This window comes from Donghicola sp. (assembly GCF_025210255.1).
Classification (GTDB): domain Bacteria; phylum Pseudomonadota; class Alphaproteobacteria; order Rhodobacterales; family Rhodobacteraceae; genus Donghicola; species Donghicola eburneus.
Genome location: NZ_JAOARZ010000022.1, coordinates 477275 through 498823 on the forward strand (window position 1 = coordinate 477275; position 21549 = coordinate 498823).

A 21549-nucleotide genomic window follows, 5' to 3' on the forward strand; every position below is an offset into this window, starting at 1 on the left:
AAACGATGGATGCAAAGATCGAAGTAGACGGTGCCGGCCGCCGGAGTGCGGCCAATGCCTGCACAGAGCCCTGCGCCATCGAGCGCGGGATGCGGATCATCGGGGGGAAATGGACCGGCTCCATCCTCTGGCACGTCAAGGATGGGCCAGTGCGCTTCAACGACCTCGCCCGGATGATCGGCGGCGCATCGAAGAAGATGATCACGGAACGCTTGCGGCAACTCGAAGACCAAGGGTTGGTCAGGCGTGAGGTGTGTGACACCGCCCCGATCACCGTCGTCTACGAAATCACTGATTTCGGGCGAACAGCCTTGGGTTTCCTGGATGAGCTGCGCAAGTGGAGTGAGGGCCTTCCAGAGGGTTTGACCACAGCAAAGCGATAGCCTGTCGAGAGCGCGACCGGCCCAAAGCCGCCGGTCGAGATTGCGCCGATGCCGCAGTGCAGCTACGCCAAACCGGGCATCCGTGGCATCGTGCAGCAAGGTCTGGCACACCAAGGTCAGCTCCGCGGACAAAACAGTCATGGTATTGCGGGATTGCGCAATCCACCCACTATGCCGCCCCCGCTCCTCGTTGAAAAAGGAATCGTCTATTAAATGCAGTTTCGCCAAGCAAGTGCCAGAGACTGGCGTTCAATATCGCTCAATTCTCCCCCTTCACGGAAGCCGCCCATGACACGCGCGGAATCAAGCCTGAAGTCGATCTCTCGGGCACGGATGAGGCCGGTCTTGAGCGCTTCTATCGGAACAGTGATGAAAATTTTGTCATCGCCGTAGCGCAAGGTGAGATCCCGTCGCCCGATTGAATGCAGCTGACCATCGATCGTCAGCTCAACTGCATAGAGAGGCAGGTCGTCTGGGTTTGGATATGAAGGCGTAGCGAGATCCATCGTGAACAGAAGGCTCACCGTTCCTGAACTCTTGCTGCAAAAGGCCGTAATCTGGTCGAGCATAGAGTCAGACCGGTGCGGCCTGGCTGCTACTACGAGACCATCTCCGTAGGGTTCCATGAACCACTTTGTCAGCCCGCTTCCTGAGGCGATCGAGAGCTCCTCGAGCTCGGCGGTTGTGGGAAAGTAGAGACCTTCGCTCGGGGTGGCGGATGCAAAGGCAACGATGCGTGCATCGACACCCATTTCGATGGCGTATAGCACGATCTGACCGGTTAGAGCCTGGGCGATCGATAGGGTGCTGGTTTCGATTTCTGTCACTTGCTCCGCTGTGAGCATGTCGCTCCCGCGCTCTGGATTTCCGTAAAACTGATGGAAGCCAAGTAAGCTCGGGCTCGTGGGGTAGTAGGGAGAGTCCACAAACCGCTCACGGCCACCTAGAAACGCATAGGCGCATGAGCTAGCACAGACGCCGGCCTTCACTTCGTCCCACCAAGTGTCGCAAGGGGCGTTGTAGGCCTCAAAGATGCGTTCAGTTGTGCCGATATGTGCTGTCAGACCAGCCTGCCGTATCATGCGTCCAAGCTCCATCCCAGCTGCGAGATTTCCCCCTGGGGAGTGGAGAACAATTTGGCCAGGCACGTATTGCTCAGATGCGAGAAACGCCCTGAAGCGTTCAGGCGTCTCCGGTCCGATCTTTCCGGTGGCGGCGATCCAAGATGACGTCGACATGTTGCCCTTGTTGGTCGCGGCCGAAAACTCCATCGGTTGTTCGAACGCACCAGAGTGGAGAGCCTTAGGCCTCGGACAGCTCTCGTTGAACTGTTGGGAGAGAGCTGAAGTGGCGGCCCCGCAGAGCAGGCTGAGCATAGCGAGAGGCTTCCAGAAACTTACTAGTATCCAGTGAAGTGCTTGTTTTGGTCTCTGCATTTGGTTCGACTCTTTGTTATTCTTAAGGAGCGGGAATGGATCGTGGTTATTGGGATCCGTCCAGCCGCCTGCCAACCTTACTTCTGGGGGAGGTGACTCATTCATCGGCGATTAACGGCAAGAACGCCAACTCGTCTAGACGTGCTGAGGCTTTGAAGACGCCGCCCTTTTTCGCGCTATCAGTTCCGGCGATATCAAGCAGGTTGAGGAGGAGGTCATATACCGGTTCAAAGTTGTCGAACCCATCCGGTAGCGACTGAATGGCTCTGGCTATTGCGCGATCATCCTCCTCCCCCAAAAGATCTGCAAAATCCCCGTCGATCATCTTTGCGAGAATTGGCACAGCTTGCCCGCTGGCGGCGCTGAACGCGCTTCGTTGGCCTCTCAATCGCTCTAAGGCATTAGCTTTGCTGTTTGCATAGACCGCTACGGTTCCATCCAATGCTTCAATTGCTAGAGCCTTCGTCGCTCCCGCGAGGTTCAAGAAGTAAAACATCGGCAACCATTGGCGCTGAACTTGGGCAGAAACGTTCAAATAGTCTAACGGCGTCCGAACTTGCGCTTTTGTCAGAAAGGCTTGCAGAACTCCGTCAGCAGTGAGCGCGCGTCCTTCGATACGCTCCAACGCCTCGCCATCAGCATCGACCGCCTTGACGTCCCCGACGAGGCGGAGAGCAGGAGCGCCTTCAACTTCCTCAAATTCACCCTGCCGAATAAACTCAAGCTGATCAGCCAGCTTTCGGTCGATGGTAAGCTTCATGTCGGAGGTTTCCATGGTCGCGGCATTTGTGTCCACGATGAGCGACCGGTCGGTGCCAATGTCAGCAAGTCGTTGAGCAGACTGAAGCAGCACACTTTGGCTGGCTTGGTCTCTCTCGCGAAGCATCGCGTGAAGATCGCCAAACTTGATTTTCGCAGATTGGCCGGGATAGCGGAATAAGATGCTACCGTCTTCTAATCCGTCGCTGTCGCGACAAACCACTACCGGAGGTACGCTATACTTCTCGACATAAAGTACACCAACGTTCAATCCGCCAATTTGGATTGTCTCCTTAACAAAGTCTGGTGTCGGAACTAGAAAAGTCTTCACCTTGTCGCTTATCCGCACAATATCGGTATTGTCGAATTTATCATCGGGCAGGCCAACAACTTGGCAGCCAGCATTATCCACGCCCAAGAAGATAAAGCCACCTTTGCTGTTTGCGAGAGCGGCGATTGCCCTAACCAGTGGGTTCATTTTCTTAGGATCGAACTCCGCTTTGCACTCCTGCTCGCTTGTTTCTCCATCGCTCAAATACCAGTTGCCGTCAGCTCTTTGCTCAAAGCGCTGTGCAGCACGTTCTGCAATTGTCGATATAGCTGCGTCTTGGTTCGCGACACCAACCGCAGCAGCCTGAAAATTGGCAAGGAAGTTCGCGAGGTCAGCTTGTGATGCAGCAGGGACGCTTGGGCCATAGGATCCGTTGCGAATTTGACTAATACGTCCAGAGTTAACTGGCCTATCTTGCCGGTTAAAATAGAACTGAATGTCTACGTTGCGCTCGCCTCTAGCGAGTAAGGCTTTTATCAAGCCGATTTCTTCGTCAGTGATGCTTCTCGCCACTTAAATACCTATCGTAATAAAATAACGCCAAATTTATCCACGCTGAAAATAGTCATCCCCTTACATCGACGGGAGTTACTATTGGCACACTCGAGTGCGAAGAGCGATCGCACACATATCCGCAATATGTTGGCCGACCCATGGCCCGCTCGGCGAAACCTACTGATAAAGCAAATTTTTTCCTTGGCCCGAAGAGCGTCTATCTTACCCTACTTAGGATAAAATTCATAACCTGTAGATGACAAGAGCCGCGATGGTGATGTCTGGCCAACCGCTGTGCAACGAACGTCCGCTCAACTATGCATCCTAGCCATTCATCCGACGCGCAGCGAACGGCAACAATCCGCCCAAATTGCCAATTCGAACTAGAGATGCTGCTCTTTACTCAAATGACTTGGAAGGGCGGGAAGCGGCCCTTCGCGGCGAGCGCAGAATTGGTGACCTTCTCATCGAAAGTGGACATCTCGAAAGCGTCTACCAGAAGCTGCAAATTAACCATTGATCCGCCCCCCCCCCGCATTGCAGTATGTGGCCCAGGGTGGGTTGTTAGTTCATGCGCCTGCGACTGTCGGGACAGGCGGGTTTCCCATATTACTATGTCGAACTAAAGGTATCCCACATCTGGAGCCAATTTGCTCCATAGTTTGCGAGCCGCATCTTGCTGATCTACGGCGGGCACAAGTTTGGTGCCAATTTTCTTCCTAACGAATAAATACACAGAGGAAGCTATGCCTCGACGCCGATGGTCCTCATGCACATCCACGTTATCGGGCACTATCTTGTCAGGGTAATGGGTGAATATGAACCACCCACAACAATTATAATCGCTGCCAGCCGGCCAAACGAAACACCATATAGAGGGGTTCTTGTCGCCGTTGTGCGCCGCGTTAGGGTTAATATACTCGTTCATGGGCGGACAATAGTAGGGCGTGGAACCAGCCCCTGCTATAACCAGCAATCCTTCATACCCGTTTGGTAGGCCCGTTATTGGTGATTTCATCGATTTTTTCTTTCCTGCAGGAATTTGCGCAACAAGGTCCCCAACAGTCAAATTGTGTTTGGGAGGAAGCCGATACGCGAGCGCCCCTGCGCCTGATCCAGCTCGAGTGAGAAAGCCCGATGGACATCTTGGAAAATCGCTTCGCAAATTTGGTCTCCAACCGTCTCTAAGCCATTAACAATATGGAATTTCTCAGATTGACTTCCTACATGGATAAGCAAGCCAGCATCCATGGGATGAAATTCAATGACGGTGCGAACGAAAGTTGCACCATCGTCGGACTTATTTTCGATTTTGGTGCAGATGCCCATGCTGATTGGCTCCAAGAAAATTACACTCCGTCCGTAGCAATCAAAAGCCTCATCACGGTAGAGCGCCAGAGAATCAAAATCACCGTGCGGCGGGACCGCGCTTACAGCAGTTTTCGGCCCGCCCAAATAGTCAGCATAGGCTGATACAATTTTCTTGCCACTGGTCTTGACGTTCTGCAGGAACGCAAAGGTTTTTTTACCGTAGCTTTCCGTCAATGACTGAAGATCTTCGTATTTTCTTTTTGCCATGCTCCACCTTTCCAAATTTTAGCGAACTTGCCGCCCCTTGAATTCGCCCAGTTTAAGTTATTCATTTCATGTCGAGGAAGGCCAAGGGCTGCGATGTATCGCGCGGCCAACCTTGACTTGGGCATCAATGCTGCACAAGACCCGAATGGCTGGTTCGGTGGAGCCACCGCACAGCATCAAGGGGTGTCGCGAGCGGCAGCAAAGGGCCGAGAATGACGTCTGCCGACTATTATCATACGCTTGTGACGCTGCGCCGCCGCAAGTCCGCTCTCAGCCCATTCCAACCCTGGCGTTGAGTTACCAAGGCTGGTGAAGCGGACCTTTAGCTTGAGATCATCAGACGACCAATGCGCGGACAAAGCGGGCCTACGGCGAATGGCTGCTTCCCGTGCGTACAGAAACAAGTGGGTTTGGAACCTTTTTGTTCGCTATCGTTATTCTTTGTCCTCCAAAAGCATTTTCCAGCCCTGCTTCACCAAGACATCCCCCGATCCGTCGTCGAGCGTCTCCACCAGCAGAAGTGCAAAATTTCCGCCGGCACTCCGCGGCAAGATTTCCTGAAGGGTCACGCGCGCTCGAATGACCGTGTCGGGCTCTACCGGACGAGCAAATCTGATTTCCTTGATCTCTGCACCGATGAGAGGATGTTCGCCGAAAGGTCGGGCATCGACCACAAGCCGCATCGTGGCCGAAAGAACATGCCAGCCACTTGCGACCAGCTGCCCGAAAAAGCTGTCTTCGGCGGCCTTATGATCGACGTGCATGGGCTGCGGATCAAACGACTGCGCGAATGCCACACAATCAGCCGTGGTGAGAGCAGCTGTGCCGCTCTCGATGCTTTGTCCTACTTCCAGCATTTCAGTTCACTCCAAAGTCAAGCATGCATTTTTGCGCCCTTGGTGATCTTGTCGATGATCTTCTTCTCTGCCCGCAGGGCGATGCCAACGACCTTCGCATCTTCAGGACCATGTTCGGCAAAGACGGCCCGGTTGGCTTCGTCATGACCTGTCGAGAACATCTCCTCGATGTAGAGGCCATGAGGCACGTCGCGTGAAAGGGCGCGGTTGTGGACATTCTTCAGCGTGCCCTGGTCAGCCGACAACACAATGACGGGCTGGATGCAAAGGCTGTGATAGGTGTGTCCCGCCGCGTCGCGGTAGGGTTCGCCCATGATCTCAGGATTGGCGCCGGTGATGCCGCTCATGAGGAAGGCTGTGACATTCAGCTTCTGCCAAGTGGCGAGGTCTTCCCGAACGACGATGGCGATTTTGGTATCGAACATGAATTTTTCTCCGTTTTTTGTTGTGCCTGTCGGCATTCGATTGATTAGCGCGGGGCAGCTCCGCAGATGCTGGCGATCATGCTCCAAGCGAGTTCCAGCCCCGAAGTTTTCCAGCCCAGCCCTACGGCGACGCCAATTGGCAGGAGCAGCACCAGAGGCAGGGAGACTTCCAATTTTGACAGTGAAGGCTTCATCCGGTGTTTTTCTGAGTTCTGGAGGCAACAAAGGGGCTGTCATTGATTGGCCAATGGAGAGCCGCAGCCACAAGGCCGAGGGCCGCAGCGACGGCCCAACCGAGCTGATACGAGCCGTAAGCCTCGAAGAAAATGCCGCCAAGGCGCACTCCGATGAACGAGCCGATCTGGTGGTTCAGGAAAAGGATGCCGAAGAGAGTGCCGATATAACGGACACCAAAGACCTGCGAGACAAGACCGTTGGTCAGGGGCACGGTTCCCAGCAACAGAAAACCAAGAGCGGCCGAGAAGGCGTAAATGCTGGCTCCGCTCATGGGCAATAACAGGAACAAGCTGATAGCTGCGGTTCGCGCGAAATAGATGCCAACAAGCAAATTCTTCTTGCGGTAAGTTCCACCCCAAAGGCCGAACAGATAGGTGCCCGCGACATTGAACAGGGCCATGAGTGCCAGGGCCATGACCCCGACCGAAGCATCAAGTCCGTTATCGGACACATAGGACGGAAGGTAAGTCTGCGCGAAGGTCAACTGAAAGCCGCAGACGAGGAAGCCGAGGTTCAGGAGCCAGAACCCCTTGTGCCGGAGCGCGTCGGCAATTCCCGGTCCGCCTTGATGTGTCGCTTCCGCCGTTGAGGTGCTGCCAGATCCGAATGCAAAGACCAGCGGCAACATGACCGCAGCGGCTCCGCTGAAAATTAATAATGCTGTCTGCCAATCTGTCATGTCGATCAGCATCTGCGACACCGGCACCATGACGAACTGGCCCATCCCACCAAGCGCACCTGCCAGACCGAGCGCCCAACTGCGGCGATCGTTTCGCACCGTGCGGCTGAGGGCCGCGTAGACAACACCGAAGGTCGTGCCGGATTGCGCAACGCCTACGCAGACGCCTGCGGCCAGCAGGAATGCCCCCTCGGATGCGCTGTAGACCATCCCTGCAAGTCCGAGGCCATATAAAATCAGGCCAGCCGCGATGATCCATAGTGCGCCGAAACGATCAGAGAGCCAGCCCGACAGAGGCTGGCAGAGACCCCAAGCGAGATTTTGCAGGGCAATCGCCTGAGAGAAAATCTCACGGTCCCATCCACGATCCATTGTCATCGGGATCAAGAATAGGCCTTGGACATGTCGCGCGCCGAGGGCCAATCCCATGATCAGCCCTCCCGCCAGAATGGGTGTCCAGTCTCTCCTGGCGGCGGATGTCCCGGGGGCGGTCATTTCAGCCAGCCCTCAATGCGATCAAGCCCTTCGCTCACATCTCTCTGGCTGCCTGCGTAGGACAGTCGGATATGTCGCGGGCCGAGGACGCTGTCGAAGTCGATGCCAGGCGTTACGGCGACGCCGGTATCCTGCAACAGCTTGCGCGCAAACTGCATGCTGTCGCTCGTCACGTGTGCAACATCAGCGTAAAGGTAAAAGGCACCGTCCGCTGGATGGAGCTTGCCAAGACCGAGAGAAGGCAGCCTTTCCAGAAGCAAGTCCCTGTTAGCGGCATATCCCGCCTTCACCTGCTCCAATTCCTCGGTAGCATCGAACGCTGCCTGCCCGGCAATCTGCGCCACCGCGTTCACGCATAGGGACAGATTCTGGGAGAGACATTCCAGAGTGCGTGTGAACCGTTCCGGCACAACCATCCAGCCTATGCGCCAGCCGGTCATGCAGTAGTATTTCGAGAAGCTGTTGATCACGACCACCTCGTCCGAGAATGAGAGTGCGGTTTCCGTGGGGAAGCCGTAGACGAGGCCGTGATAGATTTCGTCCATGATGAGACGAATACCGAGGCGCTTGCAGGCTTCGACAATGGCCGCGAGGTCCTTCGGCGCAATCATCGTGCCGTTTGGGTTGTTCGGGCTTGCTAGGATCAGTCCTTTGAGATCATGGCGCGCATGGGCCTCCGCCAGCATGTCCGGGGTGATCGTCCAACGGGTATCCTCCGTGGTCGAGATCTCGATGGCTCCCAGCCCGAGCGTTTTAAGGATGTTTCGGTATGCGGGGTAGCCGGGTGCAGGCAAGGCAACATTGTCGCCAACATCGAACAATGCGAGGAAGGCAAGGTTGAAGGCTCCTGATGAACCCGTCGTGACTACGACCCGGTCAGGCGCGATCTCCAGCCCATGAGCCTCGGCATAGTAGCATGCAATCCTTTCGCGAAGCGACGGAATACCAAGCGCCTCGGTATAACCGATCTTGCCATCGCGAACGGCGCGCTCTGCGGCCTCCCTGACCACCCGCGGCGTCGGCGCAGCAGGTTGGCCGACCGCCATGTGGATGACCGAGCTTCCTTTCCTCTGAAGGTCGAAAGCCGCCGTCATCAAGTCGATTGCCTGGATGGGAGCGATCACACTCCGCTTCGAAAGGTCGTTCATGCTTGCCTCAATAGCTGGAGACTGCACCTGGCGATGGCTCAGCCCTTGAGGTTGGTGTTCTATGCCAAGATCGTGAGGAGTGGGTTGCGTTTTTACGCGATAAAGTGATAGATTTGACAACCTGAAGCCAACATTTTCGATTCTTGTAGCTCTGAATGCCAATGCACCTCGACTCCATTGACCGCGCCATCCTGCGCACGCTTCAACGCGAGGCGAAAATCCAGAACATCGAACTCGCGGATCGTGTCGGTCTGTCTCCGTCGCCGTGTCTTCGACGCGTCCGCCTTCTGGAAGAAGCGGGTGTGATCGAGGGTTACTCCGCGCGGGTGAGTGCGCAGAAGGTGGGCTATGACCTGACCTTCTTTGCTCGCGTGTGGGTGACAGGCCCGCACGAAGACACGATTGCGGCGTTTATCGACGCGGTCTCAAAGCTGCCCGAGGTCGTCGAGATACACATGATGGCCGGGGACTACGACTTCCTCCTGAAGATCGTCGCAGCGGACCTCGACGCCTATCGTCGGTTCAGGGTGGAAAGGCTGGGTCGCATTCCATGCATTCGGGACATCAAGTCCGATATCCCGATGCAGAACGTGAAGCAGTCTTGGGAGCTGCCCCTCTGAGCGAACCACGACCTCACCGCTTTCGGCCGCAAGGATCACGACGCGCAGCCCTATTCCTGAATCAAGGAAGCTTCGCCCCGACCGAAGGACCAATCTGGCTTGTCCACGGGCACCAGATTGATAAAAACATCCTCAGGTCGGATAGGCGACAGGCTCGCACCGCAATAGTCGCCAGTAGGTTAGGCAGAGCAGAGCGCTCAACAAAACCTCCGGCTTTTCGTCGCTTAGTAGCTGCGAGCATAGCCGACATTCGCAGCGGCCTGACGAACGGACAATGAGGGCTCCAAGCGGCCGATCGCTGCGCTCTGCCTGAGAGGCCGCTTTCGAGAAATGATCTCTGCGGAGCCAGGTGCGCTTCCTGCGCATTGCCGACCTTCGGCTGTCAAAGATGCTGCGGAATGCCTCGAAAGTCCGCTCTGTTGAAGCTGCAGTGCGGCGACAAGCTGTAAGCGAATAAAAGGCAAGTCAGGGCTGTACGTGTGTTTTGCTTTCACGCTTCCGGAAAAGGCGCAAACCAGCCGTTTTTTGAATAAGTTGGGCATTGCTACAGCGTGTTCGACTGTCAAGGTACGCCTGGTCAGTAATTCAGACACTGCACTAGGATGCATCCGGACACCAATCTGTCGGCTGACATATTGGCGTACCCAGCACTACATCTCCAGCCTGTCTTCAGCCTCAGGCCGCGTCCTGCTCCCCGCCAGCCACGACCTGATTATCCATCCTCTTGAGCCTTCTCGAGGGCTTCGCCAAGCCATTGCGTCATTTGGGCTTGGTTCTTGTGGATGGCCTCGATCTGGGCGGCCATGTGTTTCAGGTCTTGCTGCTGCATCAGGGCGTCGGTGAGTTTCTCCACGATCTTCTGGGAATAGGTGTTCGAGGCGACGATTGCGTCCGTGATCTCTTGCAAGCGGTCTGTCAGAGCTGCGTCCTCCGAGCGCCCCAACATCGCTTCGAGGCGATCCATCATGGCGCGGAATTCGAGGAGCATGGCGCTCAGGGTTTGCAAGTCGGTCGATACGGTCATGAAGGGTTCTCCAGTTCTTTTCTGTGGTTTGGAAATCGGTGAGATGGGGTGCGATGGCCCGCGCTATTCGGCGTGTGGTCAGCTGTGTTTTGAACAGATCCGCGAGGGCATTCAGGCGCGCCAACAGCATTTGCAATATGGGCGGCTTTGGCAGATTGGATTCTCTTGATTTTGCGATTTTTGCGCCCGGCGCATTCTTTGCTTTTTCGATGGGTGGTGTGGGCCGCCACGCGATACATTCCTGTTCTTTTACAAGGCTATGGAGCGGATCAAAGGGATGGATGTCCCAGCCTTCTTTTCCATGTTTCCCATATTTTCCGGCGACCATCTCTTTGCAATCTTCCGATTTCTGGAAGAGCTGATCTTCGAGATCTTGCGCCACAAAGCGTGCGTCGAATTCCGCCTGATCCTGCTGCACCAGCGCGTAGGGGCGGTCTTCAAACAGGCGCCCTTTCAGAACAAATTCCTTCGGCTTTGTGCGCTCCGGATCGGTGGCAACGAAGCTCAACGACTTGTCATTCGGGCGGTAAATCCTGTAGCCCGCCTTCCGCGCCAGTTTGCGCAGGTGCCGCCGCAGCGCTTTGCGGTGAGGAACGGCTTTTGTGGCCGCTAGGCCCACGAGCTGTTGCCCAAACTCCAAGATGACCATATGCGAAGAAGCCAAACCGTGCCGCTCCAGTTCGGCGGTGCTTTTGCTCAGCCAGGATGGAAAGCTGACCCACTGGGTCCGGCGCGGGTCTGTGGGTTCGGCCCATCCGAAGCGCGCATTGATGAGCTGCCGCTGCAGGTCCCACATCTCTCGGTGTAGCGGTGTCGGTGGACAGGGGTTCCAAGACAGATAGCGGCCATGCCCTGCCAACACCGCGCGGGGCAGCAGCAGATTAACCTCCAGCCGCCCTGTGTGGGTGTGGGTTCCGATCAGGACCGGAGGGCGCTTTTCCGGCGGGACGTGCAAATAGGCCAGTTCCAGCAGGGCGGTGACGGCCTTGCCCACCAGATCTCGTTGTTTGCGATCCCCGCGATTGAAGGCCGCCACAGGCACATCCCCTTCGGCAAAGGTCATCGTCATGGCGCTGAACCGCCGCTTGAAGGGCAATCGCTTCAGGAACCGCACCATCTGATCCGGATCGCCGGCCAGAAGTTCCGGTGCGGGGTCGCGCTTCAATTGGAGGCGCTGTCCCTCCGCCGATTTGGCCACGCTCGGCGCAAGAAAGTAGGTCACGATCCCGCGTCCAGAACGATCAGAAGCGTCGAATTTGTACCAGCCGATCAGCATTTTCCGAGACGCTCCAGGATGGCGTTGAGGGCCACGGTGTTCTCCCAGAGCGCTGAAGCCAGTGCTGTGGGGATCGGAGTTTCGCCGTTCGTGAAGCTCAAATAGATGTCGTTGTTGTGCCGGATCGCATTCTCCAAGTCCTGAAGAATGCGCTCCGGGATCCCTCGCGCCGCGGGCTTTTCCGACCGAATAAAGATCCAGGACGCGACAAGCTGGCTGGCCGAGATGCGCTGCAGTTTCGCCGCGTCTTTCAGCGCCTTCCACTCGGAAGCGGTCAGATAGACCGGCCGCCGCTTCTTCTTCTCCTCTACTTCAAGATCGTCACGCAACATACTCATACACCTTTCAAAGTTCTACATGCCTCCCCCTTAAGGGTCTGGTTGCGTCATGTAACTTTCAAGGAGGGGGTGCGCGTTTTCCCCAAAAATCTTTATGTTGCTGTATGTTGCTGTTTTTTAATACGAAACAGATCACTACGATCGTACGTATTTTGTGAATTTTGGGGTGTTTATCCACAAAATTCTGACGCGCACGCGGCATTCGCTGTTGCGCGCCTTTGGCTAACCTTTCTAGCGTCCAGGCATGCCCCGATCGTGGGGATTTTCCATTCAGCCAATTCCCCTGCGGAGGCCCGCACGGGGCCGCAGGAGACGCACGCCATGGCGCGCGACAGGACCGACTTTGCCGATCGCATCCGGCCTCCCGCCCCGAAGGGCGCGGAGAACACCGTGGCGCGGCTGGAGGAGGCCCTCCTGCAAGTGGCGGTGCAAATGGAACGCCAGCCCGCCTTCGCGCCGATCTTTGTCCGGCTGGAGGCCGAACTCGCCGCCGCTCGAGAGGCTGAAGCAAACGGGCCTTTGGCGCGGGCAAAGGCGCTGCGAGATCAGCAGGCGCGCAGAGCTGAACAGCGCCTGAACCGTTCCAATGTGGTCACCTTGGCGCCCGCGCATTCGTGATGCTTCATAGCTCTTCTCTTTCCTGACGACACTGTTTGACCGCTGGCCCGTTCGAGCGGCTTGGCCCATGTGTCTCGCTTGGCCCTATCCCTGAATTTTTGCATTCTGAACGTCAGAGCGAGACGCGCATAGTCATCCCAGCGAAACTGCACGCGTGTTTCAAAGATGGTCGATAACTGGTCTGGTAAAATGTACGGATTCTGAATGAACGGCCCCCTTCCGAGGAGTCTTGATGGTTCAAAAAATCATGGTCGGTAATACCATCCGGCACTCAGGGCCCTATGCGAAAAAGGTTTACGCATAAACCGCTTCATTCCACCCGCACAGAGAAGCCCCTGAGAACACCGCCAAGATCGACAATTGCCGCTCCGCTTCGTGGGGCACTTTCCCCCAACCACTCATCCAGCGCCTCTCTCCGGGCCTCTGCCGTTACGCGCTCTTCTATCTGCAAACCCTGACGTACGCCCAAGGGGGCAGCAGGATCGACCAGCCGCTTGAGCAGAGCGCCATCTCCGATCTCGAGCGCGATCTCAACCATCGTTCGCGTGGCCACCACACCATGCCCGTTATCCACGACGCAGGTGTCTGTCACCAGATCTGTGAGCCCCGCATCAAAAAGGTCCTGCTTCCATTCGCGGATGTCCTCAAACCAGGATTGCCCCTCGGGACTGGGATCAAAGGTCACCACCGTCCGCCCCGAGAGCGGCCCCCGCCGCACCACGAAAGACCCGCGCTCAGCGAAGCCCTCGGCCATCAGGAGCACTGCACCCTCATAAGAGGTCGCCCCATTGAGGATCAGCTCGCAGAGAGGCAATACCCTCGGGTCTTTCAGGAAGTCGGCAGCACGACCGATCCTATGGGCCTCATCAAACACCTCCATCAGAACTTCACGCTGCGCTTGAAGGGTGGCCCAGCGGATGCGGGCAAGAGGTTGGGTCTCGAGGTCAGGGTGCATTGGGGAACTCCGGCGAATCTATCTGAATTTTAGATAATCTAAATTCCGGATTTATCCAAGCTCCGAGCGCAACCTCGGGAGACAGGGATGAGCAAAACAATCCGCAGTGCAGGCCAAGCAGCCCTGTGCGACGCCCTGATCAAAGCCCGCCAATCGGCAGAACTGACCCAGACCCAACTGGCCGAGCGCCTGCGTTGTCATCAGTCAATGATTGCCCGCGTGGAAAGCGGAGAGCGCCGGATCGATACGGTGGAACTGATTGTCATCTGCCGCGCCATTGGCTGCGATCCGCAGGGCATTCTCGATCAAGTGGATGCCGCTGTGCCAGTGGATCACCATTTGTAGATCAGGGCGCTCAGGCTGGTGGATTGCTCAACAGTTAACAGAGCCTTCAGTCTTTGCAGCGAACAAACATCGCTCAAGAACATAGGCTGCGTAATAAAGTGGGTTGGGGCGCGGAGTATGCGGGGCGCGGATGCTTTTACGTGCACTAAATGGTAGAGTCCCATCGTAAGGTGACGCAAAAAAATGCAGAAAATTGTGTAGCAAAATGCGTAGCAAAGCAAAAAGCCCCCAGCGTAGGATGGGAGCTCTGTCGGCTTAACTTATTGATCGTGTTTAGATATTTACCTTGGCTTGCCAAAATAAATGGCGGAGAGACAGGGATTCGAACCCTGGGTGGGCTTGCACCCACAACGGTTTTCGAGACCGCCCCGTTCGACCACTCCGGCACCTCTCCGCGGGGGTCTGTGGAGGCGGTGTCTAATGTTATCCTCTGGGGGCTGCAACCCCTTTTTGCACGATTTTTTGACTTTGTTTCAGACCCCCTGATTTCGAGTTCTCTTGGCAGAGAGGGCAGAGCGCCCTATCCCTTAGGGAAAGATCGGAGGCTTCATGCGCCAATTTGTTACCACGGCCCTTTTTGGGCTTGCTTTTTCCGTTCCTGTGCAGGCCGCAAGCGAAGATGATGTGGCACGGTTGTTCGATGCCATGCGCGTTTCGGACGTGATCGAGATTATGCGCGAAGAGGGGCTTGGCTACTCTGAAACTCTGGCCGAAGAAATGCTTCCCAACGGCGCGACGCAGACTTGGCAGGACAGCGTAAGCCGAATCTACAACACCGAGGCTATGGAAGCGGGGCTGACGGCCGAGTTTTCTGAGGCCGTAAAAGATGAGGATTTGGACAGCGTCATCGCTTTCTTCGAATCCGAGCTGGGGCGCCGTATCGTTGATCTGGAGATTTCGGCGCGCGAGGCGCTGCTTGATCCCGCGGTCGAAGAAGCCAGCCACGACAACTTTGAACAGCACTTGCAAGACGCCGATCCGCGGCTTGATTTGGTAACGGCCTATATAGAGGCGAATGACTTGGTCGATGCGAACGTGGTCGGCGCGCTGAACTCGAACTTTGCCTTCCTGCGCGGTCTGGCCGAGGCAGGCCAGAATGGGGCCGCCATGACCGAAAGCGAAATGCTGGCCTCTGTTTGGGCTCAGGAAGAAGACGTCCGCTCTGAAACTCGGATGTGGCTCTATTCTTATCTCCTGATGGCGTACGCGCCCTTGGAGGATGACGAACTGGAGGCTTATATAGAGATGTCCGAGTCGGATGCGGGCAGGGCGATGAACAGGGGGCTGTTCGAGGGCTTTGATCCGATGTTCACAGGAATTTCAGCGGCTCTGGGGGCGGAGATCGCGGAAATCGGCTCGGGAGAAGAGCTATAACGCTTGACTCATATACCTATCCCGAACATAAGCACGGCTCGGGCCGCATCTTTGCGGCCAGAGTTGATTCATTATAGCCCTTATGGGCTCGCAGTTTTAGGTGGCTTCGGCCGGAAACCCCGCACGGGTCCGAAAGACGCGACAAACGGAAAAGGAAACGGCAATGTTTGCTGTCCTCAAAACCGGTGGCAAGCAGTACAAAGTCCAGTCGGGCGATGTACTCCGCATCGAAAAGCTTGCAGCTGACGCAGGTGAAACTGTTCAGTTCAACGACGTTCTGATGGTTGGCGGTGACAACACTGTCATCGGCGCACCCTTCGTTGATGGTGCTGCTGTTCAGGCCGAAGTTCTGGACCTGATCAAAGACGAAAAGAAAATCACTTTCGTCAAGCGTCGCCGTAAGCACAGCTCGCAGCGTACCCGTGGCCACCGTCAGCAACTGACCGTTGTCCGCATCACCGACATCCTGACCGCAGGCGCAGACGCGACCGGCGTAAAGGCTGCTCTGGGCGCACGCAGCGTCGCAGCTCCTGCAACCGCTTCGGCAGCTCCTGCTGCAGCAGCGACCGCTGGCGCAGACGACCTGAAGAAACTGTCGGGCGTTGGCCCCGCTCTCGAGAAGAAGCTTCTCGAAGCTGGTATCACCACTTTCGCACAAATCGCAGCATGGACCGAAGCGGACATTGCTGAGATGGACGAGAAACTGTCGTTCAAAGGCCGTATCCAGCGTGAAGGCTGGGTCGAGCAGGCCAAAGAACTGGCAAACTAAGCCGAAGTAAGGAGACCAACCCATGGCACACAAAAAAGCTGGCGGTTCATCCCGTAACGGTCGCGACAGTGCTGGTCGCCGTCTTGGCGTCAAACTGTTTGGCGGTCAGGCCGCAATCCCTGGCAACATCATCGTGCGTCAGCGCGGCAACAAATGGTGGCCGGGCGACAACGTCGGTCAGGGCAAAGATCACACCCTGTTTGCGACCGCAGAAGGCAAAGTGACCTTCACCAAAGGCCTCAAGGGCCGCACCTTTGTTTCGGTTGTTCCTGTAGCCGAGGCTGCAGAATAAACCGAACCCGAAGGGTACAAGATTTCAGGGGATCGGTACTGCCGGTCCCCTAATTTTTTGCGATTTTTTACCGTTTACAAGTAGTTGGACAGTTGTGCGGGGAGGGTACAGCCCCATCTACTAATCATCCGAATTGCCGGAGGAGGGCACATGGTTGAAGAGGTATTAGAAGCGCCGCAAGTGATCGACGCGGGTAGTTTTGTTTTGCGGCCACTGCGCAAGTCGGACGAGGGCATGATCTCTTTCTATGCTGGGGACGAACGGATTGCGCGGATGACGCGCTCGGTTCCGCATCCGCTGCCGCCTGGCGCGGTCGAGCAATACGTGAAGCGCGCGATGGAGCCAGAGACCGGCGAAGTCATCTGGGCCATGGACGCCACACAAAACGGCGGTCCCGAGGTTATGGGGGTCATCAGCCTTCTGCCGATGGATCGCAATCAGGCACAGGTCGGCTACTGGGTCGGACCGAGCCACTGGAACACAGGTGTCGCATCCGCAGCCGTACGCGCGCTGGTCGAAGCGAACCCGATGAAGAACGCGACGTTCTTCGCCGAGGTGTTTCAGGAAAATCTGGCATCCGCGCGGGTGCTGACCAATTGCGGCTTCGAATACCTCGGAGACGCGGAAACGTTTTCGGTCGCACGCAATTCGCGGGTGCCGACTTGGACATATACACGCCGGCTGGATTGATCCCGTCGGTCGCTCGCTGTAACAGGCGTGCAAACTGCCAGAATGGGTGACGCATGAAATTCCTAGACCTTGCCAGAATCGAAATCCGTTCGGGGAACGGCGGGTCGGGATGCGTCAGCTTCCGGCGGGAGAAGTTCATTGAATACGGTGGCCCTAACGGTGGCGACGGCGGCTGTGGTGGCGACGTGATTGTTGAAGTCGTCGATGGCCTGAACACGCTGATCGATTTCCGCTACCAGCAGCACTTCTTTGCGGGCAACGGACAGCCGGGCAAAGGCCAGCAGCGCACCGGTGCGGACGGCAAGGACATCGTTCTGCGCGTACCGTCGGGCACTGAAATCCTCGATGAGGACGAAGAGACCGTTCTGTTCGATCTGACCGAAGTGGGCGACCGCATCGTGCTGGCCAAGGGTGGCAACGGCGGCTGGGGCAACCTGCGCTTCAAATCCGCGACCAACCAGGCGCCCCGCCACGCGAACCCCGGACAAGAGGGCATCACCCGCACCGTCTGGCTGCGCCTGAAGCTGATCGCGGACGCGGGCCTGCTGGGTCTGCCGAATGCGGGCAAGTCGACGTTCCTGTCGGCCTGTTCGAACGCCCGTCCCAAAATCGCGGACTACCCGTTCACCACGCTGCACCCGAACCTTGGCGTCGTTGGTATCGACAACGCCGAATTCGTCATGGCGGACATTCCCGGTCTGATCGAAGGGGCATCCGAAGGGCGGGGGATCGGCGACCGTTTTCTTGGCCACGTCGAACGCTGCGCGGTTCTGCTGCACCTCGTGGACGGGACCTCGGATGATGTGGCGCACGACTACAACGTCATCATTGGCGAGCTCGAGGCCTATGGCGGCGCACTGGCAGAAAAGCCTCGCGTCACCGCGTTGAACAAGATCGACGCGCTGGATGACGAAGAGCGCGAAGAAAAGCGTGCCGAGCTGGAAGAGGCTGTGGGTGGCCCCGTTATGATGCTGTCGAGCGTCAGCCGCGAAGGTCTGCCTGAAGTGCTGCGCGCTGTTCGTGCCCAGATCGAGGACGACCGCCTGCGCATCAAGAAAGAAGAAGCCGAAGAGGACGAGCAGGAGAACGGAACATGGCAACCCTAAGCGCTGCAAAGCGCGTTGTCATCAAGATCGGCTCGGCCCTTCTGGTCGATAAGAAAACCGGTGAATTGCGCGCTGACTGGCTGGTCGGCCTCGCCGAAGATGTAAAGATGCTCCGCGATCGCGGGGCAGATGTGATCCTCGTGTCTTCTGGCTCGATTGCGTTGGGGCGCGGTGTGTTGGGGCTGCCCTACACCGAACTGCCGCTCGAGCAATCGCAGGCGGCCGCCGCTGTGGGTCAAATCCGCCTCGCGCGCGCCTACGAAGAGGTTTTGGCGCCCCATGGCATCAAAACCGGTCAGGTGCTGGTCACGCTCGAGGATAGCGCGGACCGCCGCCGTTATCTGAACAGCCGCGCGACTTTGGCGACTCTGATCGGCTTTGGTGTGGTTCCGATCGTGAATGAAAATGACACCGTCGCCACCGACGAAATCCGCTATGGTGATAACGACCGCATGGCTGCGCAGATCGCTGTGACGGTCGGCGCGGACCAGTTGATCCTGCTGTCCGATGTGGACGGGTTCTATTCCGCCAATCCGCAGGTTGATCCCAGCGCCAAACGCTACGACACCATTTCCGAGATCACACCCGAGATTGAGGCCATGGCAGGGGATGCAGGGTCCGGCCTGTCCAAGGGCGGCATGAAGACCAAGGTGATGGCGGCGAAAACCGCAACCGCAGCGGGCTGTGCCATGGCAATCACCGAAGGGTCTGTGACCCGCCCGTTGTCCGCGCTAGAAAACGGCGCAAATTGCACATGGTTCTTGGCGCAGACCGACCCCAAGGCTGCGCGCAAGGGCTGGATTTCGGCGATGAAGCCGCAGGGGGTTCTGATGCTGGACGCCGGCGCTGCGGACGCTCTGAAACGCGGCAAGAGCTTGCTGCCCGCAGGGGTCACCAGCGTGATCGGCAGCTTTGGGCGCGGTGATCCAGTCGAGTTGCGCAGCCCCGAGGGGCACGCGCTCGGCATGGGGCTGTCCCGTTACACAGCGGACGAGGCGCGGGTGATCCGCGGGCACCGCAGTGATGATATTGAGGCGCTTTTAGGGTATCCTGGACGCGCTGCATTGATCCATAGAGATGACATGGCAATTTAAGGAGCTAAGGCGATGAAGGACGTGGAAGACATTTCCTCGATGATGGCGGAACTGGGCCAGCGCGCACGCGCAGCCGCAAAGGTTCTGTCGACCGCCCCAGCCGAGGCCAAGACCCGCGCGCTGAACGCCGCAGCCGACGCGCTGTGGGCCTCCCGCGCCGAGGTGATTGCCGAAAACGCCAAGGATCTGGAATTCGGCCGAAACAAAGGTCTGACGGACGCCATGATGGACCGCTTGATGCTGGACGATGCCCGAATCCAAGGGATCTGCGATGGCCTGCGCTCTGTCGCGGGGCAGGACGATCCCGTTGGCGCTGTCTTGGCGGAGTGGGACCGTCCGTCGGGCATTCACATCCAGCGCGTGCGTACCCCGCTGGGAGTGATCGGCGTGATCTATGAAAGCCGTCCGAACGTGACCGCTGATGCAGGGGCCCTGTGCCTGAAGGCCGGGAATGCCGTGATCCTGCGTGGCGGATCCGAGAGCTTTCATTCGTCGCGCGCAATTCACGCCGCGCTGGCCGCTGGTCTGCGCGAAGCGGGTCTGCCCGAGGACGCGGTTCAACTGGTCCCGACCCGTGATCGTGCTGCGGTCAGCGAGATGCTGACCATGACCGACTATATCGACGTGATTGTGCCCCGTGGCGGTAAAGGTCTGGTTGGCCTTGTCCAGCGCGAGGCCCGTGTGCCCGTGTTCGCTCACCTCGAAGGGATCGTGCACGTTTACGTGGACGCCGCGGCCGATGCTGACAAAGCGATGAAGGTCGTGATGAACGCCAAAACGCGCCGGACCGGCATTTGCGGCGCGGTCGAGTGTCTGCTGATCCACCGCGATCAACTTGCAGGTATCGGCACCGAGATCGTCAAAGCGCTGATTGCCGCTGGTGTCGAAGTGCGTGGCGACGCGGCCATTCAAGGCATCGAGGGCGTCGTGGCGGCGACTGATGCGGATTGGGGGACAGAGTTCCTCGACAGCATCATCGCGGCACGGGTTGTCGACGATCTGGACGACGCGATCCAGTACATCTCGGATCACCACTCGCAGCACACGGACTGCATCATCACCGAAGATGACGGCGCGGCGGCAGAGTTCTTTGCCCGCCTCGACAGCGCGATCCTGATGCGCAATGCCTCGACCCAGTTTGCCGATGGCGGTGAATTTGGGATGGGTGCAGAGATCGGCATCGCCACTGGCAAAATGCACGCGCGTGGGCCGGTAGGGGCCGAGCAGCTGACCAGTTTTAAGTATCTGGTCGTAGGCGACGGCACAGTCCGCGGTTAAAACTCGCAGCTCAAACAAAAAGAAAACCGGCGCTGGATCAGAGCCGGTTTTTTCATTCAGAAGGTCAGCTCGATGTGATCTTCGCTGTTGTTGCAGATGATCCTGCGGCCCGCCTCTTCGACGGCGTGGGGGATCAGCGCATAATGAACTCTGCTCGGGGCCAGTTCTTCGGGCTCCTCGCCCGAGCATAGGCATTCCCAAAGTTCAGGATCATTAATCTTAATCCGGCCATCAGCCTCGAGCCGCCAGAACATGCCGTTGTGGGTGATGCGCAGCGTACCGCCGTAGGGCAGGGCATCCTCGATACACTGGATGAGCAAGAAGGCGAGTTTGATCTCGGGGCGGGGCAGCGCGTCTTTGACTGACCAATCGACCTTCAGTCGGGCGCCTTTGTAGACGCCAGCCAGTATGCGGCGCACTTCGCCGTCACTCAGCGCTTGGTCGTCAGAGGCCAATCCGTAAGCCACACGATAGAATTGAACGCGGAAATTCGCGGCCTCGATGCTTTCGGAAATCAGAGCCAACTCCGGCTGCGTGCCCATCGGGCCCATTCCCAAAAGCTCAACGCCGTTGCACACCGCGCCGATCGGTGAAATGAGGTCATGACAAAGGCGCGATCCCAGAAGGTCTGCTAGTCGCTTCGGGCTGTGCCGCATAGTACTTCTCCAATTGCGAGGACACCATGACCGACTTGAACGCCTTTCTCGAACCCGGAGCGATTGTCCGGCACCCGCAGCAGCCCGATTGGGGGCTAGGGCAAGTGCAGTCGAATATTCAGGGCCGTGTGACCGTGAATTTCCGCGAGCAAGGCAAAGTCGTCATAGACTCCTCCCGTGTTGCCCTTTTACCCGTATATGACGAATCTTAATTGATCATTACTAGTTTTAAGAACCTATACGTTTGAACCACTTAGTAGGTGGCGTTTGCATCAGGATGTCAGAGCGCCT

Annotated in this window: 24 protein-coding genes and 1 tRNA gene; 12 read left to right on the forward strand and 13 right to left on the reverse strand. The window is 57.3% G+C overall.

Annotated features, from left to right (window positions below):
• The first annotated feature begins 5 nt into the window (after positions 1 to 5).
• Entirely contained in the window at positions 6 to 383 is a 378-nt protein-coding gene (locus N4A58_RS09580; RefSeq protein ID WP_293709085.1) for a helix-turn-helix domain-containing protein, read from the forward strand.
• Positions 384 to 592: 209 nt separating this feature from the next.
• On the opposite strand, the gene N4A58_RS09585 is transcribed toward N4A58_RS09580, so the two are convergent.
• From N4A58_RS09585 to N4A58_RS09620, 8 genes are all read right to left on the reverse strand, one after another.
• Positions 593 to 1759 (reverse strand): hypothetical protein, encoded by a 1167-nt coding sequence (locus N4A58_RS09585; RefSeq protein ID WP_293709086.1) that lies wholly within the window; start codon positions 1757 to 1759, stop codon positions 593 to 595.
• Between the two features lie 157 nt (positions 1760 to 1916).
• Complete coding sequence (locus N4A58_RS09590; RefSeq protein WP_293709087.1) at positions 1917 to 3422, reverse strand: helix-turn-helix domain-containing protein; 1506 nt, start codon at positions 3420 to 3422, stop codon at positions 1917 to 1919.
• 1047 nt (positions 3423 to 4469) lie between these two features.
• Positions 4470 to 4982 carry a hypothetical protein gene (locus tag N4A58_RS09595; RefSeq protein WP_293709088.1) on the reverse strand — a complete coding sequence of 171 codons (513 nt, stop codon included), beginning with the start codon at positions 4980 to 4982 and terminating at the stop codon, positions 4470 to 4472.
• A 434-nt stretch (positions 4983 to 5416) separates the two neighbouring features.
• Entirely contained in the window at positions 5417 to 5839 is a 423-nt protein-coding gene (locus N4A58_RS09600; protein WP_092465355.1) for a MaoC/PaaZ C-terminal domain-containing protein, read from the reverse strand.
• Positions 5840 to 5856: 17 nt separating this feature from the next.
• On the reverse strand, positions 5857 to 6264 hold the full coding sequence (locus tag N4A58_RS09605; RefSeq protein WP_092465354.1) for a DUF2000 family protein: 408 nt from the start codon (positions 6262 to 6264) through the stop codon (positions 5857 to 5859).
• A gap of 44 nt (positions 6265 to 6308) precedes the next feature.
• Positions 6309 to 6458, reverse strand: a complete 150-nt coding sequence (locus N4A58_RS09610) for a hypothetical protein (RefSeq protein ID WP_173508460.1) — start codon at positions 6456 to 6458, stop codon at positions 6309 to 6311.
• Positions 6455 to 7609 carry an MFS transporter gene (locus N4A58_RS09615; protein WP_293709089.1) on the reverse strand — a complete coding sequence of 385 codons (1155 nt, stop codon included), beginning with the start codon at positions 7607 to 7609 and terminating at the stop codon, positions 6455 to 6457. Before N4A58_RS09615 ends, N4A58_RS09610 begins: the two co-directional genes overlap by 4 nt.
• Before the next feature lie 62 nt (positions 7610 to 7671).
• Complete coding sequence (locus N4A58_RS09620; protein ID WP_293709090.1) at positions 7672 to 8823, reverse strand: pyridoxal phosphate-dependent aminotransferase; 1152 nt, start codon at positions 8821 to 8823, stop codon at positions 7672 to 7674.
• A gap of 161 nt (positions 8824 to 8984) precedes the next feature.
• On the opposite strand from N4A58_RS09620, the gene N4A58_RS09625 reads away from it, so the two are divergent.
• The gene (locus tag N4A58_RS09625; protein WP_092465357.1) at positions 8985 to 9443 is read left to right on the forward strand and encodes an Lrp/AsnC family transcriptional regulator; all 459 of its coding nucleotides are present in this window, start codon (positions 8985 to 8987) and stop codon (positions 9441 to 9443) included.
• 650 nt (positions 9444 to 10093) lie between these two features.
• Here the strand turns inward: N4A58_RS09625 and N4A58_RS09630 are convergent.
• Entirely contained in the window at positions 10094 to 11743 is a 1650-nt protein-coding gene (locus N4A58_RS09630; RefSeq protein ID WP_293709091.1) for a hypothetical protein, read from the reverse strand.
• Positions 11737 to 12075 carry a hypothetical protein gene (locus N4A58_RS09635; RefSeq protein WP_293709092.1) on the reverse strand — a complete coding sequence of 113 codons (339 nt, stop codon included), beginning with the start codon at positions 12073 to 12075 and terminating at the stop codon, positions 11737 to 11739. Before N4A58_RS09635 ends, N4A58_RS09630 begins: the two co-directional genes overlap by 7 nt.
• Positions 12076 to 12402: 327 nt before the next feature.
• On the opposite strand from N4A58_RS09635, the gene N4A58_RS09640 reads away from it, so the two are divergent.
• Positions 12403 to 12699, forward strand: a complete 297-nt coding sequence (locus tag N4A58_RS09640) for a hypothetical protein (protein WP_293709093.1) — start codon at positions 12403 to 12405, stop codon at positions 12697 to 12699.
• 310 nt (positions 12700 to 13009) lie between these two features.
• On the opposite strand, the gene N4A58_RS09645 is transcribed toward N4A58_RS09640, so the two are convergent.
• Positions 13010 to 13654, reverse strand: a complete 645-nt coding sequence (locus tag N4A58_RS09645; protein WP_293709094.1) for a hypothetical protein — start codon at positions 13652 to 13654, stop codon at positions 13010 to 13012.
• 87 nt (positions 13655 to 13741) lie between these two features.
• Between N4A58_RS09645 and N4A58_RS09650 the strand changes: the two genes are divergently transcribed.
• Complete coding sequence (locus N4A58_RS09650) at positions 13742 to 13999, forward strand: helix-turn-helix transcriptional regulator (RefSeq protein ID WP_293709095.1); 258 nt, start codon at positions 13742 to 13744, stop codon at positions 13997 to 13999.
• A 304-nt stretch (positions 14000 to 14303) separates the two neighbouring features.
• Here the strand turns inward: N4A58_RS09650 and N4A58_RS09655 are convergent.
• Positions 14304 to 14393, reverse strand: a tRNA-Ser gene (locus tag N4A58_RS09655).
• 155 nt (positions 14394 to 14548) lie between these two features.
• Between N4A58_RS09655 and N4A58_RS09660 the strand changes: the two genes are divergently transcribed.
• From N4A58_RS09660 to N4A58_RS09690, 7 genes are all read left to right on the forward strand, one after another.
• Positions 14549 to 15373 (forward strand): DUF2059 domain-containing protein, encoded by an 825-nt coding sequence (locus N4A58_RS09660; RefSeq protein WP_293709096.1) that lies wholly within the window; start codon positions 14549 to 14551, stop codon positions 15371 to 15373.
• Positions 15374 to 15536: 163 nt separating this feature from the next.
• Positions 15537 to 16142 (forward strand): 50S ribosomal protein L21, encoded by a 606-nt coding sequence (locus N4A58_RS09665; RefSeq protein WP_072706754.1) that lies wholly within the window; start codon positions 15537 to 15539, stop codon positions 16140 to 16142.
• A 22-nt stretch (positions 16143 to 16164) separates the two neighbouring features.
• Positions 16165 to 16434 (forward strand): 50S ribosomal protein L27, encoded by a 270-nt coding sequence (gene rpmA, locus N4A58_RS09670; RefSeq protein ID WP_072706753.1) that lies wholly within the window; start codon positions 16165 to 16167, stop codon positions 16432 to 16434.
• A gap of 150 nt (positions 16435 to 16584) precedes the next feature.
• A complete protein-coding gene (locus N4A58_RS09675) occupies positions 16585 to 17124 on the forward strand; it encodes a GNAT family N-acetyltransferase (protein WP_293709097.1) in 540 nt (179 codons plus the stop codon).
• 53 nt (positions 17125 to 17177) lie between these two features.
• Positions 17178 to 18230 carry a GTPase ObgE gene (gene obgE / locus N4A58_RS09680; RefSeq protein ID WP_293709098.1) on the forward strand — a complete coding sequence of 351 codons (1053 nt, stop codon included), beginning with the start codon at positions 17178 to 17180 and terminating at the stop codon, positions 18228 to 18230.
• A complete protein-coding gene (gene proB / locus N4A58_RS09685; RefSeq protein WP_293709099.1) occupies positions 18218 to 19324 on the forward strand; it encodes a glutamate 5-kinase in 1107 nt (368 codons plus the stop codon). The genes obgE and proB overlap by 13 nt, the downstream gene beginning before the upstream one ends.
• Before the next feature lie 12 nt (positions 19325 to 19336).
• Entirely contained in the window at positions 19337 to 20602 is a 1266-nt protein-coding gene (locus tag N4A58_RS09690; RefSeq protein ID WP_293709100.1) for a glutamate-5-semialdehyde dehydrogenase, read from the forward strand.
• A gap of 56 nt (positions 20603 to 20658) precedes the next feature.
• On the opposite strand, the gene N4A58_RS09695 is transcribed toward N4A58_RS09690, so the two are convergent.
• Positions 20659 to 21258, reverse strand: a complete 600-nt coding sequence (locus tag N4A58_RS09695; RefSeq protein ID WP_092464234.1) for a histidine phosphotransferase family protein — start codon at positions 21256 to 21258, stop codon at positions 20659 to 20661.
• Between the two features lie 26 nt (positions 21259 to 21284).
• Here N4A58_RS09695 and N4A58_RS09700 point away from each other — a divergent pair, with 26 nt between their 5' ends.
• Positions 21285 to 21470: a DUF3553 domain-containing protein gene (locus N4A58_RS09700; RefSeq protein WP_072706747.1), complete on the forward strand. Its 186-nt coding sequence runs from the start codon at positions 21285 to 21287 to the stop codon at positions 21468 to 21470.
• Positions 21471 to 21549 lie beyond the last annotated feature (79 nt).